The organism is uncultured Tateyamaria sp. (genome assembly GCF_947487805.1).
Taxonomy (GTDB): domain Bacteria; phylum Pseudomonadota; class Alphaproteobacteria; order Rhodobacterales; family Rhodobacteraceae; genus Tateyamaria.
In genome coordinates this window covers 123,014-141,420 of the sequence record NZ_CANKXW010000003.1, presented here as the reverse complement: position 1 = coordinate 141,420, position 18,407 = coordinate 123,014, and the positions used below count along the sequence as shown (strand labels likewise).

The following is an 18,407-nucleotide window of genomic DNA, read 5'->3' as shown; positions in this document are numbered from 1 at the left end:
GACAGAGGGAGCGACCACCATGGCGGACGAGATGCAGGCAATCGAGATTTCAAAGCCCGGTGGCCCCGAGGTGCTGACGCCCGTGATGCGCGCGCGGCCCGCGCCTGGCCATGGGCAGGTGGTGATCGCGGTGGCCTGGGCCGGGGTCAACCGGCCCGATGCGCTGCAACGCGCAGGCCTCTACAATCCGCCACCCGGCGCCAGCGACCTGCCGGGGCTGGAGGCGTCGGGCACCATTGCCGCCATCGGTCCGGGCGTGAGCGGCTGGGCCGTGGGCGACCGGGTCTGTGCGCTTTTGCCCGGTGGGGGCTATGCGCAATATGTGGCGACCCCGGCCGCGCATTGCCTGCCCGTGCCAGAGGGTCTGAGCCTGAAACAGGCAGCCTGCCTGCCCGAGACCTATTTCACCGTCTGGTCAAATGTCTTCACCCGTGGTGGTCTGAAGGGCGGCGAGCGATTTCTGGTGCATGGTGGATCGTCCGGCATCGGCACGACGGCCATCCAGCTGGCGCATCATTTCGGCGCGCGCGTCTTTGCCACTGCCGGGTCCGAAGAAAAGTGTCAGGCCTGCCGGGATCTGGGCGCGGAGGTGGCGATGAACTATCGCGACACCGATTTTGTGGCTCGGATGAAGGAAGAGGGTGGTGCGGATCTCATCCTCGACATGGTGGGCGGGCCCTATATCCCGCGCAACCTGTCAGCGCTGGCCGATGACGGGCGGCTGGTGCAGATCGCGTTTTTGCAGGGCCCCAAGGTCGAGCTGAACATGGTGCAGCTGATGACCCGGCGTCTGACCATGACCGGCAGCACCCTGCGTCCGCAAAGCGATCTGGCCAAGGCCCGGATTGCGCAGGATTTGCGTGAGGCGGTCTGGCCGTTGCTGGCGGCGGGGCGCATCGGTCCGGTGATGGATTCCGAATTTGCGCTGACCCAGGCGGCAGAGGCACATGCGCGGATGGAAAGCTCGGACCATATCGGCAAGATCGTTCTGGCGGTGGCAGGCGGTGACTAGGGGGCGTTGCCCCCTCGGTGCGGTGCACCTCACCCCCAAGGTATTTGACGCGAAAGGAAGGACAGACCATGGCAAAGACGGCGATCATCGAGGAACATGGCGGGCCAGAGCAGTTCCGCATCGTGGATCAGGCGGTTGGGGAGCCCGGCCCCGGCGAGATCCGGATCGTGCACAAGGCCATCGGGCTGAATTTCATAGATGTGTATCAGCGCACGGGGCTCTACCCGATGGACTTGCCGCATGCGCTGGGCATGGAGGCCGCGGGTGTTGTCGATGCGGTGGGCGAGGGTGTTGACCATCTGGCGGTTGGGGATCGTGCGGCCTATGCCGCGATGCCGCCCGGTGCCTATGCGGAGGCGCGGGTGATGCCTGCCGCGCAAGTGGTCAAGCTGCCCGATGCGGTGCCGTTTGATGTGGCCGCGGCGATGATGCTCAAGGGGTTGACCACGGAGTACCTGTTTCACCGGACCGCGCCCTTGGCTGCAGGCGACACGGTGTTGTTCCAGGCGGCGGCGGGTGGCGTTGGTCTGATCGCCTGCCAGTGGGCCCGGTCGGAGGGCATTACCCTGATAGGAACCGCCGGCGGGCCGGAGAAATGCGCATTGGCGCTGGCGCATGGGGCGGCCCATTGCATTGACTACCGGGCCGAGAATTTCGTGCCGCGTGTGCGGGAGCTGACCGGAGATGTCGGGGTGGATGTCGTGATGGATGCCGTGGGCAAGGACACGTTTGACGGGTCGCTTGATTGTCTCAAGCCGTTGGGGATGTTCATGTCCTTTGGCAATGCGTCCGGCCCGGTGCCGCCGCTGAACATCGGCCTTCTGGGGCAGAAGGGATCGCTGAAGATCACGCGGCCCACCCTGTTCACCCATATCAGCAATCCCGACACGCTGCGGGCGATGGCGGACCGGCTGTTCGGCAAGGTCATTGCGGGCGACGTGACATTGCGCATCGACCAGCGGTTCAAGCTGGATGACGTGGCCGAAGCGCACCGCGCGCTGGAGGCACGCCAGACCACCGGGTCGACGGTGATCGAGATCTAGCGGACCGGCGTGAAGAGCGCGTCGCGCGCCGTGCAGTCGCGCACGACGTCGCGGCCGCAGGGCACGGGGTCGAGGTCGCGGCTCAGGCAGATGCGCGCCTCCTGAATGTGGCCGTCGCGGCAGGTGATGGTGACGCCGTCGGGTTCCATATCCGGGTTGGCTTGCAGAAACGCATCCTCGACCACCGAGGCGGGCAGGCGCACGGTCTTGTCCAGCTTGCGAAAGACGGCCGGGCGGGTGACGCGGGCATAGGCCTCGCGCGAGAGCGCGTAGTAGGCGGGCGCCGAGAGGCCGGTGCAGACCCCGTGTTTCTTCCATTGGTGCCAGGCGAGGCCGGACGTGCCCATGATGTCGGCCATGTCGCGCGTCATCGCACGGCTGGGGGCGCGTTCGGCGGTGCGGCAGTAAGAGGGGAAGCCGCGGTGGAACTGTGGCCACAGCCCGTGCAGGATCCAGCCGTGGTCGTGGCGTGCGTCGCATTGATCCGATCCGCGCGCGTCGCCTTCGTAGGCGCACCAGTTCGGCGACCAGCTGAGCGAAAGGACGTAGTAGTCGAATGTGCCCGCGCGCTCGCCTTCGGCCGTGGCCCAGCCGGGCAGCCACATCATCATCCAGATCAACACAATGCGCATAAGGCTTTCCTTTTTCCGTTGGCGCGACTATATCGCGTCCAAGTTCCCCCACAACGGAAACCCGCCTTGGACGCCAAGGCCGCCGATTTCAGGCGACGGGACAGATATGCGCGAAGGAGCATGACAATGGCAAAACCGATCATGGCCAAGGCCACCGCCGTCTGGCTGGTGGACAACACGACGATCAGCTTCAAGCAGATCGCGGATTTCGTCGGCATGCACGAGCTGGAAGTGCAGGGCATCGCGGACGGCGATGTGGCGGCAGGGGTCAAGGGCTTTGATCCGATTGCAAACAATCAGTTGACCCAAGGTGAGATCGACGAGGCGGAAAAGAACCCGCTGCACAAGCTGAGCCTGAAATTCAACGCCGCCGCCGTGGGCGAGGAAAAGCGCCGCGGCCCGCGTTATACCCCGCTGTCCAAGCGTCAGGACCGTCCCGCCGCGATCTACTGGCTGGTCAAGTTCCACCCCGAGCTGACCGATGGCCAGATCTCGAAGCTGGTTGGCACGACCAAGCCGACGATCCAGTCGATTCGCGAGCGTACGCACTGGAACATCTCGAACATCCAGCCGGTGGATCCGGTGGCACTCGGCCTGACCAAGCAGACGGAGCTGGACGCCGCCGTGCAAAAGGCCGCCGCCAAGAAGGCCGCCGACGGGGCCGTGATGTCGGATGATGAACGCCGCAAGCTGGTCAGCACCGAACAAAGCCTCGGCATGGAGGCCGAGCCCAAGATCCCCACCGCCATCGAAGGGCTCGAGACGTTCTCGCTGTCGATGGATGTCGAGGATGATGACGAGGACGACACCTCGACCCTCGTGGATGCGGACAGCCTGTTCAACCTGCCCAAGGGCGGTGGCGACGACGAAGACGAACAGCCCTGAGGCAAACCGGCTTGTCACTCGGATACGGGCGCGCCTAGTGTGGGCGTGCCCGTTTTTTATTGCTGCAAAGGTCCGTTCCGATGAACCAATACGCCTCTGTCGATACCGCGCCTGCCGTCCCTGTTCTGGCGGATTTGCGCAGTGACACGGTCACTGCCCCCGATGCGGCCATGCGCGCGGTGATGGCCGATGCCGCCGTGGGCGACGATGTCTACGGCGAGGACCCGACCGTCACCCGGCTCGAGGAGACGCTGGCCGAACGGCTGGGCAAGGAGGCGGGGCTGTTCCTGACTTCGGGTACGCAAAGCAACCTGGTGGGGCTGCTCAGCCATTGCGCGCGGGGCGAAGAGATCCTCGTGGGGCGCGGCTACCACGTCTACAAATACGAGGCCGCGGGCGCGTCGGTGCTGGGAGGCATTGCGCTTGATCCGCTGGCGGTGGCCGAGGACGGCGCGCTCGAGGCCCGTGCGGTCACGGCGGCGATCAAGGATGACGATTCGCATCATGCGATCACCCGCCTTTTGTGCCTCGAGAACACGCATAACGGCCACGCGGTGTCTCTGGATCGGTGCCGGGCGGCGGCGGATGCGGCGCGGGCGGCGGGGCTGTCGGTGCATCTGGACGGCGCGCGGTTTTTCAATGCGGTCGAGGCGCTGGGTTGCGCCGAACAGGACCTTGCGGGGATCGTCGATACCGTGTCGATCTGCCTGTCCAAGGGGCTGGGCGCGCCCGTCGGTTCGGTTCTTGTGGGGCCGCGCGACCTGATCGACCGGGCGCGGCGCTGGCGCAAGATGCTGGGCGGCGGCACGCGCCAGTCGGGCATTCTGGCGGCGGCGGGCCTGCACGCGCTGGACCACAACGTTATGCGCCTGTCCGAGGACCGCGCCCGCGCCGAACGGCTGGGCCAGACCCTGTCGCAATTCGGCACGGTGGATCAGGCGACGAACATGATCTTTTTCACACCCGATGGCGGCGTGACCCCGGCCCTGCAACAGCACATGGCGGCCCATGGCGTCACCCTCAGCGGGGCCACCGGAACCACGCGCCTGGTGCTGCACAAGGATGTGACCGAGGCGGGGCTGACAGCGGCAACCGACGGGTTCCGCAGCTTTTTCGGCGGCTAGAGCGCCTTGCGCGCCCGCAGCGCGGCGGTGATCGTGCCATCGTCGAGGTAATCCAGCTCTCCGCCAATCGGCACCCCCTGCGCCAGTGACGTCAGCGTGACCTGCCCGTCCAGCTGGTCGGCAATGTAATGCGCCGTGGTCTGCCCGTCGATCGTGGCATTCAGCGCCAGGATCACCTCGGTGATATTTTCGGTCGCGACCCGGTCGATCAGGCGCGGAATGCGCAACTCCTGCGGGCCAATGGCGTCCAGCGCCGACAGCGTCCCGCCCAGCACGTGATAGCGGCCCTTGAACACGCCTGACCGTTCCATCGCCCACAGGTCGGCTACGTCCTCGACAACGCACAGCTCGCCATTTGCGCGCTTTTCCGAGGTGCAGATGTCGCAGATGTCGGTGGTGCCGACATTGCCACAGTTCAGGCATTCGCGGGCCGTGGCCGCCACGGTCTGCATCAGATCGGCCAGCGGCGTCAGCAACAGCGCGCGTTTGCGGATCAGGTGCAGCACCGCGCGCCGCGCGGACCGTGGCCCAAGGCCGGGCAGTTTCGCCATCATCTCGATCAGGGCGTCAATGTCGCGGGTGCTGCTCATGGCGTTGAATCCTATTGCGTTTTCCGCAGAACAAAAAGGGGTGATATGGGTTCACCCAATCTCAACCAAAGATCACTAGCGTCCCGCCATGGGCAGCAGAAGGCGCAGCGTTTTGAATCGTGGAACTTGGATGGCCCTGATCTGGGCGTGGATCATCTGTGCGGTGCCGGGGCTGGCCGTGGCCTGCGCCTATCCCGCGCCGCTGCGCAGTGTGAACACCACACTGCTGGCTGTGCTGGAGGCGGGGGGCGAGGTGTCGATCCATCACCGCAACCGATTGGCCCGAACGGTGGGTGGCATTGTCCCGGACCAGCTGAAACAACATCTGGCGCAGGATGTGGCGCGCCGCGATGCCCGTGCGGCCGCCGCCGTGATCGACGTGGCGGTGGCTCTGGCGGATGGGCGTGGCATTCGGCTAAGTGATGATCTGCGCGACCCCGTGGCGCGGCTGGGTGCGGCGATCCAGTCCGATTGCGCGGGGTCGGGTCAGGTCGCTGGCGGTGCGGATGCCGCCGTGGGTGCGGAACACGGCACGCGCCGCGACCCGACCCAAGGCGCCCGTGCCCTGACCTTTCGCGAGGGCGTCGCCCGGCTCAGCCTGACATTCACCGTCTACATGACGTTTCTGGCGTTCCTGCTGGGGGTGCGCCGCTATGTCCGCAACCGCCCGTCGGCGGCGCGGGCCGACATGAGCCAGGTGCCCGACAAGCCCGAGGGCGCGCCCTAAAAGGGCAGTTTCATCCCCGCCGGCAGGCCCAGCCCTTCGGTCAGCTTGCCCATTTCTTCCTGCGCCTTTTCGGCGGCCTTGGCCTGGGCATCCTTGATCGCGGCAAGGATCAGGTCCTCGACCACTTCCTTGTCATCGCCGTTAAAGATCGACGGATCGATGTCGAGCGCGGTCAACTCGCCCTTGGCCGTCGCCGTCGCCTTGACCAGACCCGCGCCGCTTTCGCCGGTGACCATGACATTGTGCAGCTCGTCCTGCATCTCGGCCATCTTGGTCTGCATTTCCTGCGCTTTTTTCATCATCCCGGCCATGTCGCCGAGCCCGCCAAGTCCTTTGAGCATCCTAAGTCTCCGATCCGTCTGCGCCGCCCGAACGCGGCTTGGTCCATAAAACAATCGCCACACATATCGCAGCCACGGCCACGATGAACAAGGTGGGTGCGCCGACACAGCCCTCGGCCAGCATGTCGGCACGCAGGCCGGTGGGGTCGGCCATGGTGACCACGGTGATGAACACCGTCCACAGGATCACCGCGGCCAGCCCGACCCATTGCTGCCGGAACCGCAGCGCCACCAGCGACATGAGCAGCAGGGCAATGCCCGCAGGCGACGTGAACAGGCTGACCGCCTCACCCAGCGCGGTGACGCGCGTGCCGTCCCAGTCGGGATAGGGCTTGTCGCAGACCTCCGCCCATGCGGCGCGCGGAAAAAAAGATACAGCTGTTCCAAGGGCATAGAGCTGTCCCCGCGGGGACAGAGTGCCGGATATCAGTCTTCTTCGAACGGGTCCCACTCGTCATCCACCTCCGGCAGGGCCTCGATATGGGCCTCGTTCGCGATCTCTTCGGCGGTGCGGATCGCGGTGATCCGCGCCTTGGGGAACTGGGCCAGAACGGCCTGCACCAGCGGGTGCGCCTCGGCCTGCGACTTCAGCGCCAGCTCTTCGGCGTCGCGCACCTCGGCGATGGTCTTGCCGCCGCCCTCGTTGACGACCGACACGCCCCAGCGGTTGCCCGTCCACAGTTGCAGCCGTTGCCCCAGCCGTTGCGCCAGATCGCGCGGCGCGTTTTCGGTGGGCACGAATTCGATGCGGCCCGGCTGGTAGGCGGCGAGGCGCAGCGTGGTTTCAACCTCGACCAGCAGCTTGACGTCCCGATTGGCGCGGATCAACTCGAGCACGTGTTCAAAGGTCGGGTACCGCGCGAGTGCGGCGTCGACGTCACGGGCCAGCGCCGTGGTCTGGCCTGAGGCGTTGGGCTGCGCGGCCATGCGGGTCTGGGCTTGCTGCACCGCTTGCACACCGCCCGACGATGCAGACCCCCCGCTTGGCGCAGGTGCGGCGGCCGGGGGCGGGGTTGCGTTTTGCAGCTTGCGGACCAGCTCGTCAGGGCTGGGCAGGTCGGCCACATGGGTCAGGCGGATGATCGCCATCTCGGCGGCCATCATGGCGTTGGGGGCGGCGGCGACCTCGTCCAGCGCCTTGAGCAGCATCTGCCACAGCCGCGTCAGCACCCGCATCGGCAGCGCCTCGGCCATGGTCAGACCGCGGCTGCGTTCGTCCGGAGAGATGGTCGGATCGTCGGCGGCCTCGGGGGTGATCTTGACCACGGACACCCAGTGCGTGATCTCGGCGAGGTCGCGCAGCACGGCCATCGGGTCGGCACCATCGGCATATTGCCCGCCCAGTTCGGTCAGCGCGCCGTGGGCATCGCCTTTGAGGATCATGTCAAAGAGATCGAGCACCCGGCCCCGGTCGGCCAGACCCAGCATGGCGCGCACCTGATCCGCGGTGGTTTCGCCCGCACCATGCGATATCGCCTGATCAAGCAAAGACGTGGCATCGCGCGCCGACCCTTCGGCGGCGCGGGTGATCAGCGCCAGCGCGTCATCAGCAATCTCGGCCCCTTCGGCGGTCGCGATCTTGCGCATCAGGGCGATCATCACCTCGGGCTCGATCCGGCGCAGGTCAAACCGTTGGCACCGTGACAGGACCGTGACGGGCACCTTGCGGATCTCGGTCGTGGCAAAGATGAACTTGACGTGGGCGGGTGGCTCTTCGAGCGTTTTCAAAAGCGCGTTGAAGGCGCTGGTGGACAGCATGTGCACTTCGTCGATGATGTAGATCTTGTAGCGCGCAGAGGCCGCACGATAGTGTACGCTGTCGATGATCTCGCGGATATCATTGACGGAGGTGTTGGAGGCGGCGTCCATCTCGAGCACGTCGACATGCCGCCCTTCCATGATCGCGACGCAGTGTTCGCACTGCCCGCAAGGTTCGGTTGTGGGGCCGCCTGTCCCGTCGGGGCCGATGCAGTTCATCCCCTTGGCGATGATCCGGGCCGTGGTCGTCTTGCCGGTGCCGCGGATGCCGGTCATCACAAAGGCCTGCGCGATTCGGTCGGCCTCGAACGCGTTTTTCAGCGTCCGCACCATCGCGTCCTGACCGACCAGATCGGCAAAGGTTTCGGGCCGGTATTTGCGGGCCAGAACCTGATATGTTTGGGTCTCGTCTGACATGGGCCTCAATGCGGATTCGGAGTGACCACGCGACACTAGGGGGCGGCGCGCGCGGCGTCCACCGCTGCCTTGGGCGCGCGGGGCGATATCGGGCCGGGTTTTCACGCGGGCGCAGTTTTTGGCTGACAGGAACCTGTCGCGCCGCTTATGCGTTGATCGGCAAAGAGAGGACATCGCCATGCGCCTGCGCGGGATCACCAGAAGTCGAAACATCGAAGACCGCCGGGGCCGGGGGCGCGCCGGAGCGGCGGGCGGTCTGGGCATTGGCGGGATATTAATCGTTCTCGTGATCGGCTGGGTGACCGGCATTGACGTGATGCCGTTCCTGTCAGGCGGATCCGCACCCAGCCAGGCCAGCCGTCCGGTCACCGAGGCCGACCAGCGCGAGGGCGAGTTTGCCGCGCGTGTTCTGGCCACCACCGAAGCGGTGTGGAGCCGTGAGTTTCCCGCGCAGTTGGGCCGCCCCTATGACCCGCCTGTCATGGTGCTGTATTCCGGCGTGACGTCCAGCCCCTGCGGCGGGGCGTCGGGTGCTACGGGGCCATTCTATTGCCCGGCGGACGAAAAGGCGTATCTCGACACGGCGTTTTTCACCACGATGCGCGACCGGCTGGGTGCGGGTGGTGATTTCGCGGCGGCCTACGTGATCGCCCACGAGGTCGCGCACCATATCCAGAACGAGCTGGGCATTCTGAACAGGCTCCAGCAGGCGCGCAACCAGGCGAGCCAGACCGAGGCCAACCAGTTGACCGTGCGGTCCGAGTTGATGGCCGATTGCCTGTCCGGGATCTGGGCGCGCAATGTCGGTGACCTGATGGAGCGGGGCGACTTGCAAGAGGCGTTGAACGCGGCGCGGATGATCGGGGATGATCATCTGCAACGGCAGGCGGGCCGGGTGCCGCAGCCGCACACGTTCACCCATGGCACATCCGACCAGCGGGCGCGGTGGTTCCAGCGCGGCTATGATTCCGGGATGATTGCCGATTGCGACACCTTCGCGGCGCGCAGGTTGTAGGGCGGGTTCAGACCTGCTTGGCCAGGCGGCGCAGCACGTCCGAATTGCGCCGCGCGCGCGACAGGGTCCAGCCGCCTTCGATCAGGACAAAGAGGTGTTCGGCCTTGGCGTGGGCGTCTGTTTCTGACAGGCCGAGCCGTTCGGCATGGTCGTAGACCTCGGTTACCCAGCCTTCGTAGATATGCGCGGCGTGGTCGCGAAAGCCCATGTCGTCGGGCCCTTCGAACAGGGTTGCGGCGATGGGGCAGGTGTCCCACCCGGTCACGTCAAAGAGTTTCGCCAGCTTGTGGCACAGCGTGGCCGCCCCGTCACTGAACGTGTCGGCGCCGTCGAAACTGGCTGCGATGAGGCGCAGCATTTCATCGGAGGCCCATGTGGCAGCGGCGATGGCGAGGTCGGATTTGCCGTTGGGAAAGTGATGGTAGAGAGACCCTTTGGGCGCCTGCGCGGCGGCGAGGATGTCCGCCATGCCAACCCCGTGATAGCCGCGTTTGCGGAACAGGGTCGCCGCCGACAGGATCAGTCGATCCTTGGTGGGGCGTGGTCTGTCGTTGGTTTGTGCCGTCATGGATTTACCTTGACAGGAATAGACCGATTGGTCCAGCGTGCTGATTAGACCAAACGGTCTAGTTCATCAGATCCAAGCCGGAGCCACATCATGTTCGATTCATCGCCCGTTCAGAGGGACATTTCCGAACGGTCCCTTGCGTTCAAGTCCGCAGATGGGGCCGAGTTGGTGGGGCGGATGTACCGGCCCGTGCAACGCCCGTTCGCGGCCGTTGTGCTGAACAGTGCGACGGGTGTGCCACAGAGCTACTATGCACATTTCGCGCGGTGGCTTGCGGCGGAGCGCGGCATGGCTTGTCTGACCTATGACTATCGCGGGCTGGGGCGGTCGACCGCGGGGCCGCTGCGCAAGGTCCGGGCGACGATGGCCGATTGGGGCATTCGCGACCAGGTGGCCGCACGGCGGGCGATGCGCGCGGCCCTGCCGGGTACGCCGCTCTGGGTGGTCGGGCATTCGCTGGGCGCGATGGTGCTGCCCAACCAGCCCGAAATGGAGGACGTGGCCCGCGTGATCGGCGTGGCCTCTGGCATGGTACATCACACCGACCACCCGTGGCCGTATCGGGCCGTTGCGCTGAATTTCTGGTTCACGGTGGGGCCACTGGCCACGGCGCTGTGTGGCTATCTGCCGGGCAAGGCCTTGCGGCTGGGCGAGGATCTGCCGGCGGGCGTGTTCTGGCAGTGGCGCAAGTGGTGTACGTCGCGCGATTTCTATGACGCGGATATCGGGCCGGACCTGCCTGCGCCGGACTGGCGGTCTCGGGCGGATGTGCGCCTGTATTCCTTTGCCGATGACGACCTGATCCCGCCGCACTGTGTGCAGCGGCTGGCGGATGTCTATGGTGATGGTGCGCAGCATGTAACGATTGCGCCGCAGGACCACGGGGTGGCGTCCATCGGGCATATCGGCGCCTTTGCGCGGCGCAATGCAGCGCTTTGGCCGCGGTTGATCGAGGGGTAGGAGGATGCGCCCACCGCGACATGCGCGGTGTGGCTGGGTGAGAGATTGACAACGACCCAAGCGGGGCTCGTTACGGCTGCTTCCTTCCGGATCTGACCGGGTTGGCGAGGCGCTCGCCCGCGCCAACCTCTCGACCGGTGATATAGTCGCCCTGACCGCGCAGCGCAAGGTGCCTCAGATGGTGACGCGGATGCGGAGGAACCCGGCCTCGGACCGGCCCGCAGGTTCGGGGGCAAAGCGGGCGATGTCGTTCAGGTGCGCCTGCGCCGCAGGGGCGGTTTCGATCAGGACCGACGCGTCGAGCCCGTTCACGAACTGCCAGACCGAAGGTGCGGGATGCGTGGGCAGGTCGGTGCCTGTGATCTCGTCGCGCAGGGCATGGGCCAGATCGACATCGGTGCGCACGATGTTCGTTTCGTGCGTCAGGCCGGGAAAGGCGCCACCGCCCGCGCCGCGATAGCTGGTCATGGCGACAAGGAACAGGTGGTCGGGGTGAACGGGCGTGCCCGCGTGGCTGAGCGAGACGATGCGCCCGCCGTCCGAGGCCACGGGCTTGCCCATGACGTTGTATTTGGGCGGCTTGAACGGGTCGATCACCGTGTGCAGGCCGTGCAGGCTGTCAAAGTTGAAGGACGGGGCGCCCGGATCGACCAGCAGCCCGTCGGCTGACGCGCCGGGCGCAAAGAAGGTCGCGGCGCGTTCGGCCCAGGCCCAGAGTTCCTGTCCCGACATCACGGCGGCCCAGACCACGTTGGGATAGGGCACCATCATCGACACGTGGCGTTCGCGGATCATGCCTGCGGGGGCGTCGACATAATGGTCGGGGCCTGCGCGCCCGCCCACGGCCATGGGTGCGACCGAGGCCAGCAGGGGCAGACCGGCCAGCGGCGTGTCGCGGACGCGGTCGCGGATCACCCGGCGCATGGCGCGGGCCACGAGGCTGGTTGCCGTGCCCGATTGCAGCATGTCGAAATAGCTGTTGAAGCCTGTTTGCGTCCGCGCGAGTGGCGCATCCAGCGCGTCGCGGGTGGCGGCGAGGGCAGGGGCTGCGATGCGGGTCATCTGCGGGTCGGGCGTGTGCCGCTTGCCGGGTGTGTGCAGGGCCACCACGTGTTTGCCGACGCGCCATCCCCTTGACGCGCTCCAGCGCAGGCCCAGATCGATCACGCCGAGCGCCTGGGCGGCAAAGCCGGGCATGACCGCAGGCACGCCGTGCACTGTGCCTTTGACCGGATCGCATTGGGGCCCGCCGTCGTGATCGTCCGCCGGAAACAGGCGGTGGGTGTGGCCCAGCACCATGGCGTCGATGCCGCGCACCTGTGCGGCCACGGCGGTCGAGAAATTCTCGCCCTCGCCATCGGGTACGGGGCTGAGCCCGCTGTGACACAGCAGGATGACCAGATCCGCGCCGCCGCGGCGCAGCGCCCGCACCGCGCGCCGGGTCGCATCGACCCCGGTGTCGAAGGCAACGCGCCCGACGAGGTGGCGCTGGTTCCAGATCGCGGTTTGCGGCGGCAGGACGGAGGTGATGCCAATCGCCAGATCCCGGTGTACGCCGTCGGAACAGGCGACCGACCGCACGAGTATGGTATTGGCCTGCACGCTTGCGATGCGCCCCTTGATCAGGCTGGCACAAAGGACCGGTGGCGTGATGGCCCGCGTGATCCGTTCCAGAACGCCGAGGCCGAAATCGAAATCGTGATTGCCAAGGCCGATCGCGTCGTAACCAAGCGCGTTGACCATCGCAGGCCAGGGGTGCGGCTCTGCCGTGCCCGGTGCGGCACAGGCGTCGCCCAGCGGCGTGCCTTGCAGGCTGTCGCCATTGTCGAGCAGGATCGAGGTGCCGGGGGCGGCGCGGCGGGCAGCGGAGATCACCGTGGCCAGCACGTCCAAGCCCCGGTTGGGCGTCACCGTGTTGCGCAACACATCCTGCCCCGTCAGATGCATATGCGTGTCCGACGTGGCCAAAATACGGAGATCTGCATGTATCTTGGTTGTGCCCATGCCATCAAGTGCACCCTAAAGTAGAGCAAAGGCAAGACCTGCCGTGGCGCTCCGGTGACAATTCCGCGCGGCGTTGCGCGCAAGCTTTGGATGCGGCCATTGCGCCGGGTGCCCCGCCGTGCCAAGCCTTGGCAAAACGGCGGCACAGGCCTTGGCGCGGAGGGGAGCGGCATGAAACACGCGGAAACGGTGACATTCGGCGGGTCTGGTCTGGACCGTGCGGCGGAGCTGCGCGGGGACGCAGACGGGCTGGCACGGGCGCTGGCGGATCCTACGGCACGCGGCATCCTGTTGTGGCGCGGCAAGCCGATGATCAACCGGGCGCGACCTGCGCAATTGGTGCGGGCTCGGCTGGATCACCCTGCGCTGGCGGATGCGGGTGGGGCGCCGATATTCCTGGGCCGCGAGGACGGCGCGCCACGCTTTGCCTATGATCTGTCAGGCTGGACGCCTGCGGATCTGGATGCGGCGGCGCTGGGCGGGTTTCTGGACCCGAGCGAACAGCGGCATCCGAGTTTTGCCGAGGACGAGGTATTTGCCGAGTTGCGCCGCGTCATGACGTGGTTGTCGCCACGGGATGCGGAGCTGGCCGCGACCGCCAAGGCGATTTTCGGCTGGCATCAGAGCCATGGGTTCTGTGCCGCCTGCGGTGTGGCGTCCAAGATCGACATGGGCGGATGGCAGCGGACCTGTCCGGCCTGCGGCACGCATCATTTTCCCCGGACGGACCCGGTTGTGATCATGCTGATCACCCATGGCAACAGCGTGCTGATGGGACGGTCACCGGGGTGGCCGGAGGGGATGTATTCGCTGCTGGCCGGGTTCGTGGAGCCGGGCGAGACGTTGGAGGCCGCGGTGCGGCGCGAGGTGTTCGAGGAGGCGGGGGTGCGCGTAGGGCAGGTGTCGTATCTGTCGAGCCAGCCGTGGCCGTTTCCCGCGTCGTTGATGTTTGGCTGTGAGGGGGTGGCGACCAGCCGCGAGATCACGATCGATCCCGCCGAGATCGAGGATGCGATCTGGATCACGCGGGAGGAGATGATGAAAATTTTTGCAGGTGATCATCCGACGATACTGCCCGCGCGAAAGGGCGCAATTGCGCATTTTTTGCTGGAGAACTGGCTTGCGGACACGCTGGATTGAGACGACACTGGCGAGAAATAGAGAGAACAGGCATTTTTCATGAAGTTTTCAGCGCGCGAAGACATTGCAGCCCCGATTGATCAGGTGTTCGCGGCACTGTGCGATTTTGAAGGCTTTGAGCGGCAGGCGTTGCGGCGCGGGGCCGAGGTGCAGCGGTTGGACGGGTTGACGCAGCCCGGTGTGGGCATGGAGTGGCAGGCCGGGTTTTCGATGCGCGGGCGCAAGCGGTCGGTAAAGATCGCGCTGGCGCAGTTCGATGTGCCCAACGAGATGCTGTTCGATGTGAAGTCGAGCGGCATTGACGGTGCGTTTTCGATTGACCTGCTGGCGCTGTCGCGCAGCCGGACGCGGATGTCCGTGGCGCTGGATATCACCCCGTTGAACCTGTCGGCGCGGTTGCTGGTGCAATCGCTGAAACTGGCCAAGAGCAACCTGAACAAGCGGTTCAAGTTGCGTGTTGCGGAATATGCCAAGGGGCTTGAGGACCGGTTGTAGGGTTTGTCGGGTGCTCTGTTTGGTCCGGTGCCCGGACCAAAGGCGCCCACCCGCCAACCCCGGGCTGCGCCCCTAGTCGCGTTTGGCCGCAGCCGGGTAGACGCCGAGGATGTCGAGGCGGTTGGTGAAATAGTCCAGTTCCTCGAGCGCGCGGGCCAGGGCCGGATCGTCCGGGTGCCCTTCGACGTCGGCGTAGAACTGGGTTGCGGTGAAGGCGCCGCCGACCATGTAGCTTTCCAGCTTGGTCATGTTGATGCCGTTTGTGGCAAAACCGCCCATGGCCTTGTAGAGCGACGCGGGAATGTTGCGGACCTCGAAGACGAAGGTGGTGATCATGGTGTCGCCGCGCACCGATTGGTCCGCCTGCGGTGACATCAGCAGAAAGCGTGTCGTGTTGTGGCCCTGGTCCTCGATGTCGCGCGCCAGCACGGTGAGACCGTAGATGTCGGCGGCCACGGCGGAGGCCAGCGCGCCCACGCCCATTTCACGGGCCTCGGCGATGGCGGCGGCGGCACCGGCGCTGTCGGGGGCGGCCTCGGCGGTGATGCCGTGGGCATCGAGATAGGTGCGCGCCTGCGGGATCAGGACGGGGTGGGCGCGGATGTGGCGGATGTCGTCCAGGGTTTGGCCCGGCATTGCCATCAGCGCGATGCGGACGCGCACGAAGGCCTCGTCCACGATGTGCAGCCCGCTTTGCGGCAGCAGGCGGTGGATGTCGGCCACGCGCCCGTAGGTGGTGTTTTCCACCGGCAGCATGGCCATGCCGGCGGCCCCGCAGCGCACTGTGTCGATCACATCCTCGAAGGCGTGGCAAGGTACGGGAGTTGCGGTGGGGCGCGCCTTGAGCACGGCCTCGTGGCCGTAGGCGCCCAGATCCCCTTGAAACGCGATGCGCATTGTCTTGCCCTGCCCTGTAGACGTCGTTTGTGCCGCTGCGCGCAAGGCAGGGCGATTGGTCGCGGTATCTATACCTTGCCAGTGCCGAGGGGAAGCAATAGATACCCGCCGGACACATGAACACTTTTGGCACGGGAACCGAATCCACATGTTCGACACGATGACCTTTACCAAAATCGCCAGCAGCCTGTGCGGCGCCCTGTTGGTGTTGCTGCTGGGCAAATGGGCGGCTGAAGAGATTTATCACGCCGGCGGCCACGGTGGCGAACAGTCCTATGTGATTGACACCGGCGTGGACGAGACCGCCGAACCGGAGCCCGAGATCGATTTTTCCGTTGTGCTTGCCTCGGCTGATGTGGCCGACGGTGCCAAGGTGTTCCGCAAGTGCAGCGCCTGCCACAAGGTCGAAGATGGTGCGAACGGCACCGGCCCGCACCTTTACGGTGTCGTGGGCCGCGACATTGCCAGCGTGGATGGCTATGGGTCCTATTCCGGCACGTTGGCCGACCTCGAAGGCGACTGGACGGCCGAGGCGCTGAACGCGTTCCTCGAGAACCCCAAAGGCTGGGCGCCGGGCACGTCGATGGCGTTCAACGGCCTGCCCAAGGTCGAGGACCGGGCGGACGTGATCGCCTATCTGGACAGCCTCGACAACTGATCGTGACGAAAATTCTGACGAAAGACGGCCGCGTGCACCCGCATCGCGGCCGTTTTGCTGTCTGATGTTACAGTTCGGTCACGAGGACGAGCGGTTGATCACATAATCTCAAGTTGCCTATTGGCGCGCCTGCGCTTTAGCTTACCTTTCAACAACAAGACGGCCCCGAACGCCACACAGGAGGATCTGCCATGGGCAATACCCGAAACAGGAACCAAGCCGAAGCGCGTGTGATTGCCGCCCGCAACCGTTATCTGGTCTGGTCGGCGCTGGGTGTCCTGGGTCTCATCGTCACGCTTGCCCTTGCCGGTGTCGCGCGGGCGGCCGAGCATGAAAAGATCATCTCGTCCCACGGGTTCTCGTTTTACGGCGATCTGAAATACCCGGAGGATTATCCGCATTTCGACTATGTGAACCCGAATGCGCCCAAAGGGGGCGAGATTTCGCTGGGCACGGTGGGCACATTTGATTCGATGCACCCCTATACGCGCAAGGGCCGCGCCGGGGCGCTGTCGTCGTCGATCTACGAAAGCCTGCTGGGCGAGGGTATCAACAGCACCGCGGCACCGGCGGATGTGTACGGCGAATATTACGGCCTGCTGGCAGAGCGGATCGAATATGACGAGGGCAAGAACTGGGTCATTTTCCACATGCGGCCCGAGGCGCGGTTTTCCGATGGTTCGCCCGTGACGGCGCATGACATCGCATTTTCGCACAACCTGCTTTTGGACGAGGGGCTGAAATCCTATGCGGATGCGGTGCGCAAGCGCATCCCCAAGGTCGAGGTGCTGAACGATCACGCGATCAAGTTCTATTTCACCGAAGGAATTTCGCGGCGCAGCCTGATCGATCAGGTTGGATTCGTGCCTGCATGGTCCAAGAAGTGGTACGAGGAAACCGGCGCGGGGCTGGACGAATCCCGGCTCGAGATCTCCCCCGGTTCAGGGCCTTACGTGGTCGACACGGTCGATGTGAACCGCCGGATCGTGTACAAGCGGAACCCTGATTACTGGGCCAAGGACCTGCCGTTCAACGTCGGGCGCAACAATTTCGACACCATCCGGATTGAATATTTCGGCGACGCCGAGGCCGCGTTTCAGGCGTTCATGGCGGGTGAATTCACCTATCGGACGGAAAACGATTCCAAGAAGTGGGCGACGCGCTATGACACGCCCAAGGTCAACAGCGGTGCGATCGTAAAGCGCGAATTGCCGGACGGATCGCCCCCCACACCCTCGGGCATCATCTTCAACCTCAATTCGGATGTGTTCGAGGACAAGCGCGTGCGCGAGGCCGTGGCGCTGGCCTATAATTTCGAGTGGACCAATGCGTCGCTGCAATATGGCCTGTTCCAGCAACGCGCCTCGTTCAGCCAGGACACGCCCGTGATGGCGACCGGCGTGCCCGAGGGCGCGGAACTGGCGTTTTTGCAGGGTCTGGGCGATCTGGTGCCGCAGGAACTCTTTACCGAAGAGGCGCGGATGCCGCACACCTCCAACGAGGCGCGGCTGTTTGACCGGCGCAATGCGCGCAAGGCCATGGCGCTGTTGGACGAGGCCGGGTGGCCCGTGGGTGATGACGGGATCCGTCGCAAGGACGGCAAGACGCTGGACATCAATTTCCTGTTCAACTCGTCCTCGCCGGACACGCTGTCCGGTGCGATGGAGAACTTTGTCTCCAACGTGCAGAAACTGGGCATCAATATCACCCTCGAAAAGGTGGACCCGTCACAATATACGTCGCGGGAACGCGACCGGGACTATGACCTTGTCTATGACGCCTATGCGGCGTTCCTGGGCACGGGCACCGGCCTGATGCAGCGGTTTGGGTCCGAGGCGGCGGAGTTTTCGCTGTTCAACCCGGCGGGGCTGGCCAGCCCTCTGGTCGATGCGATCATCGAGGCGTCGCTGAACGCCACCACGCGCGAAGAAGAGCTGGCGGCGGTGACCGCGCTGGACCGGGCGCTGCGGCATGAGTTCATCATGATCCCGCTGTGGTACAAGCCCACCCATTGGGTCGCGTTCTATGACATGTACGAATATCCCGACACGATCCCGCCCTATGCCTTGGGGCAGCTGGATTTCTGGTGGTACAATGCGGACAAGGCCGACGCGCTCAAGGCCTCTGGCGCGCTGAGGTAG

At 65.4% G+C, this 18,407-nt stretch carries 19 protein-coding genes and 1 other RNA gene; 11 read left to right on the top strand and 9 right to left on the bottom strand.

All coding sequences use genetic code 11. The features are described 5' to 3' along the window. Positions 1-19: 19 nt before the first annotated feature. On the top strand, positions 20-1,012 hold the full coding sequence (locus tag Q0949_RS10020) for an NAD(P)H-quinone oxidoreductase (RefSeq protein ID WP_299371156.1): 993 nt from the start codon (positions 20-22) through the stop codon (positions 1,010-1,012). 68 nt (positions 1,013-1,080) lie between these two features. After that, positions 1,081-2,055 (top strand): quinone oxidoreductase, encoded by a 975-nt coding sequence (locus Q0949_RS10015; RefSeq protein WP_299371153.1) that lies wholly within the window; start codon positions 1,081-1,083, stop codon positions 2,053-2,055. On the opposite strand, the gene Q0949_RS10010 is transcribed toward Q0949_RS10015, so the two are convergent. Beyond that, positions 2,052-2,687, bottom strand: a complete 636-nt coding sequence (locus Q0949_RS10010) for a ribonuclease T2 (protein WP_299371151.1) — start codon at positions 2,685-2,687, stop codon at positions 2,052-2,054. The genes Q0949_RS10015 and Q0949_RS10010 overlap by 4 nt on opposite strands. 126 nt (positions 2,688-2,813) lie before the next feature. Between Q0949_RS10010 and Q0949_RS10005 the strand changes: the two genes are divergently transcribed. Continuing rightward, positions 2,814-3,572, top strand: coding sequence for a cell cycle transcriptional regulator TrcR (locus tag Q0949_RS10005; RefSeq protein WP_299371148.1), 759 nt, complete (start codon positions 2,814-2,816; stop codon positions 3,570-3,572). A gap of 80 nt (positions 3,573-3,652) precedes the next feature. Beyond that, on the top strand, positions 3,653-4,696 hold the full coding sequence (gene ltaE, locus Q0949_RS10000) for a low-specificity L-threonine aldolase (protein ID WP_299371145.1): 1,044 nt from the start codon (positions 3,653-3,655) through the stop codon (positions 4,694-4,696). Here ltaE and recR read toward each other — a convergent pair. After that, positions 4,693-5,286, bottom strand: a complete 594-nt coding sequence (gene recR / locus Q0949_RS09995; protein ID WP_299371142.1) for a recombination mediator RecR — start codon at positions 5,284-5,286, stop codon at positions 4,693-4,695. The genes ltaE and recR overlap by 4 nt on opposite strands. 130 nt (positions 5,287-5,416) lie before the next feature. Between recR and Q0949_RS09990 the strand changes: the two genes are divergently transcribed. Then, the gene (locus Q0949_RS09990; RefSeq protein ID WP_299371140.1) at positions 5,417-6,013 is read left to right on the top strand and encodes a hypothetical protein; all 597 of its coding nucleotides are present in this window, start codon (positions 5,417-5,419) and stop codon (positions 6,011-6,013) included. Here the strand turns inward: Q0949_RS09990 and Q0949_RS09985 are convergent. Genes Q0949_RS09985 through Q0949_RS09975 form a run of 3 tightly spaced genes read right to left on the bottom strand, consistent with a single transcriptional unit; the run spans position 6,010 to position 8,529 of the window. Next, entirely contained in the window at positions 6,010-6,354 is a 345-nt protein-coding gene (locus Q0949_RS09985) for a YbaB/EbfC family nucleoid-associated protein (RefSeq protein ID WP_299371137.1), read from the bottom strand. The two genes, Q0949_RS09990 and Q0949_RS09985, sit on opposite strands and share 4 nt — an antisense overlap. 1 nt (position 6,355) lies before the next feature. Next, positions 6,356-6,805: a hypothetical protein gene (locus Q0949_RS09980; protein WP_299371134.1), complete on the bottom strand. Its 450-nt coding sequence runs from the start codon at positions 6,803-6,805 to the stop codon at positions 6,356-6,358. Beyond that, positions 6,781-8,529 carry a DNA polymerase III subunit gamma/tau gene (locus tag Q0949_RS09975; RefSeq protein ID WP_299371131.1) on the bottom strand — a complete coding sequence of 583 codons (1,749 nt, stop codon included), beginning with the start codon at positions 8,527-8,529 and terminating at the stop codon, positions 6,781-6,783. The genes Q0949_RS09980 and Q0949_RS09975 overlap by 25 nt, the downstream gene beginning before the upstream one ends. A 178-nt stretch (positions 8,530-8,707) precedes the next feature. Here Q0949_RS09975 and Q0949_RS09970 point away from each other — a divergent pair, with 178 nt between their 5' ends. Then, complete coding sequence (locus Q0949_RS09970; protein WP_299371128.1) at positions 8,708-9,544, top strand: neutral zinc metallopeptidase; 837 nt, start codon at positions 8,708-8,710, stop codon at positions 9,542-9,544. Between the two features lie 7 nt (positions 9,545-9,551). Here Q0949_RS09970 and Q0949_RS09965 read toward each other — a convergent pair whose 3' ends face one another. Then, complete coding sequence (locus Q0949_RS09965; protein ID WP_299371125.1) at positions 9,552-10,112, bottom strand: TetR/AcrR family transcriptional regulator; 561 nt, start codon at positions 10,110-10,112, stop codon at positions 9,552-9,554. Between the two features lie 90 nt (positions 10,113-10,202). Here Q0949_RS09965 and Q0949_RS09960 point away from each other — a divergent pair, with 90 nt between their 5' ends. Continuing rightward, positions 10,203-11,072, top strand: a complete 870-nt coding sequence (locus Q0949_RS09960) for an alpha/beta fold hydrolase (RefSeq protein WP_299371122.1) — start codon at positions 10,203-10,205, stop codon at positions 11,070-11,072. A gap of 35 nt (positions 11,073-11,107) precedes the next feature. Here the strand turns inward: Q0949_RS09960 and ffs are convergent. Then, positions 11,108-11,205: signal recognition particle sRNA small type (gene ffs / locus Q0949_RS09955), an RNA gene on the bottom strand. Between the two features lie 41 nt (positions 11,206-11,246). Then, positions 11,247-13,076, bottom strand: coding sequence for a 5'-nucleotidase C-terminal domain-containing protein (locus tag Q0949_RS09950; RefSeq protein ID WP_299371119.1), 1,830 nt, complete (start codon positions 13,074-13,076; stop codon positions 11,247-11,249). Between the two features lie 171 nt (positions 13,077-13,247). Here Q0949_RS09950 and nudC point away from each other — a divergent pair, with 171 nt between their 5' ends. Then, positions 13,248-14,216, top strand: a complete 969-nt coding sequence (nudC, locus tag Q0949_RS09945; RefSeq protein WP_299371116.1) for an NAD(+) diphosphatase — start codon at positions 13,248-13,250, stop codon at positions 14,214-14,216. A 39-nt stretch (positions 14,217-14,255) separates the two neighbouring features. Beyond that, positions 14,256-14,711: an SRPBCC family protein gene (locus tag Q0949_RS09940; RefSeq protein ID WP_299371114.1), complete on the top strand. Its 456-nt coding sequence runs from the start codon at positions 14,256-14,258 to the stop codon at positions 14,709-14,711. Positions 14,712-14,783: 72 nt separating this feature from the next. Here Q0949_RS09940 and Q0949_RS09935 read toward each other — a convergent pair whose 3' ends face one another. Further along, a complete protein-coding gene (locus tag Q0949_RS09935; protein WP_299371112.1) occupies positions 14,784-15,608 on the bottom strand; it encodes a prephenate dehydratase in 825 nt (274 codons plus the stop codon). A 148-nt stretch (positions 15,609-15,756) separates the two neighbouring features. Between Q0949_RS09935 and Q0949_RS09930 the strand changes: the two genes are divergently transcribed. After that, positions 15,757-16,266, top strand: coding sequence for a cytochrome c family protein (locus Q0949_RS09930; protein WP_299371110.1), 510 nt, complete (start codon positions 15,757-15,759; stop codon positions 16,264-16,266). Between the two features lie 191 nt (positions 16,267-16,457). Beyond that, on the top strand, positions 16,458-18,407 hold the full coding sequence (locus Q0949_RS09925) for an extracellular solute-binding protein (protein ID WP_299371108.1): 1,950 nt from the start codon (positions 16,458-16,460) through the stop codon (positions 18,405-18,407).

Coding starts and splice junctions, on each gene's coding strand:
- Q0949_RS09960 (WP_299371122.1), top strand. CDS start 10,203: ATGTTCGATTCATCGCCCGTTCAGAGGGACATTTCCGAACGGTCCCTT.
- nudC (WP_299371116.1), top strand. CDS start 13,248: ATGAAACACGCGGAAACGGTGACATTCGGCGGGTCTGGTCTGGACCGT.
- Q0949_RS10010 (WP_299371151.1), bottom strand. CDS start 2,687: ATGCGCATTGTGTTGATCTGGATGATGATGTGGCTGCCCGGCTGGGCC.
- Q0949_RS10015 (WP_299371153.1), top strand. CDS start 1,081: ATGGCAAAGACGGCGATCATCGAGGAACATGGCGGGCCAGAGCAGTTC.
- Q0949_RS09925 (WP_299371108.1), top strand. CDS start 16,458: ATGGGCAATACCCGAAACAGGAACCAAGCCGAAGCGCGTGTGATTGCC.
- Q0949_RS09970 (WP_299371128.1), top strand. CDS start 8,708: ATGCGCCTGCGCGGGATCACCAGAAGTCGAAACATCGAAGACCGCCGG.
- Q0949_RS09985 (WP_299371137.1), bottom strand. CDS start 6,354: ATGCTCAAAGGACTTGGCGGGCTCGGCGACATGGCCGGGATGATGAAA.
- Q0949_RS09935 (WP_299371112.1), bottom strand. CDS start 15,608: ATGCGCATCGCGTTTCAAGGGGATCTGGGCGCCTACGGCCACGAGGCC.
- Q0949_RS10005 (WP_299371148.1), top strand. CDS start 2,814: ATGGCAAAACCGATCATGGCCAAGGCCACCGCCGTCTGGCTGGTGGAC.
- Q0949_RS09930 (WP_299371110.1), top strand. CDS start 15,757: ATGTTCGACACGATGACCTTTACCAAAATCGCCAGCAGCCTGTGCGGC.
- Q0949_RS09990 (WP_299371140.1), top strand. CDS start 5,417: ATGGCCCTGATCTGGGCGTGGATCATCTGTGCGGTGCCGGGGCTGGCC.
- Q0949_RS09940 (WP_299371114.1), top strand. CDS start 14,256: ATGAAGTTTTCAGCGCGCGAAGACATTGCAGCCCCGATTGATCAGGTG.
- Q0949_RS09950 (WP_299371119.1), bottom strand. CDS start 13,076: ATGGGCACAACCAAGATACATGCAGATCTCCGTATTTTGGCCACGTCG.
- Q0949_RS09965 (WP_299371125.1), bottom strand. CDS start 10,112: ATGACGGCACAAACCAACGACAGACCACGCCCCACCAAGGATCGACTG.
- recR (WP_299371142.1), bottom strand. CDS start 5,286: ATGAGCAGCACCCGCGACATTGACGCCCTGATCGAGATGATGGCGAAA.
- Q0949_RS10020 (WP_299371156.1), top strand. CDS start 20: ATGGCGGACGAGATGCAGGCAATCGAGATTTCAAAGCCCGGTGGCCCC.
- Q0949_RS09975 (WP_299371131.1), bottom strand. CDS start 8,529: ATGTCAGACGAGACCCAAACATATCAGGTTCTGGCCCGCAAATACCGG.
- ltaE (WP_299371145.1), top strand. CDS start 3,653: ATGAACCAATACGCCTCTGTCGATACCGCGCCTGCCGTCCCTGTTCTG.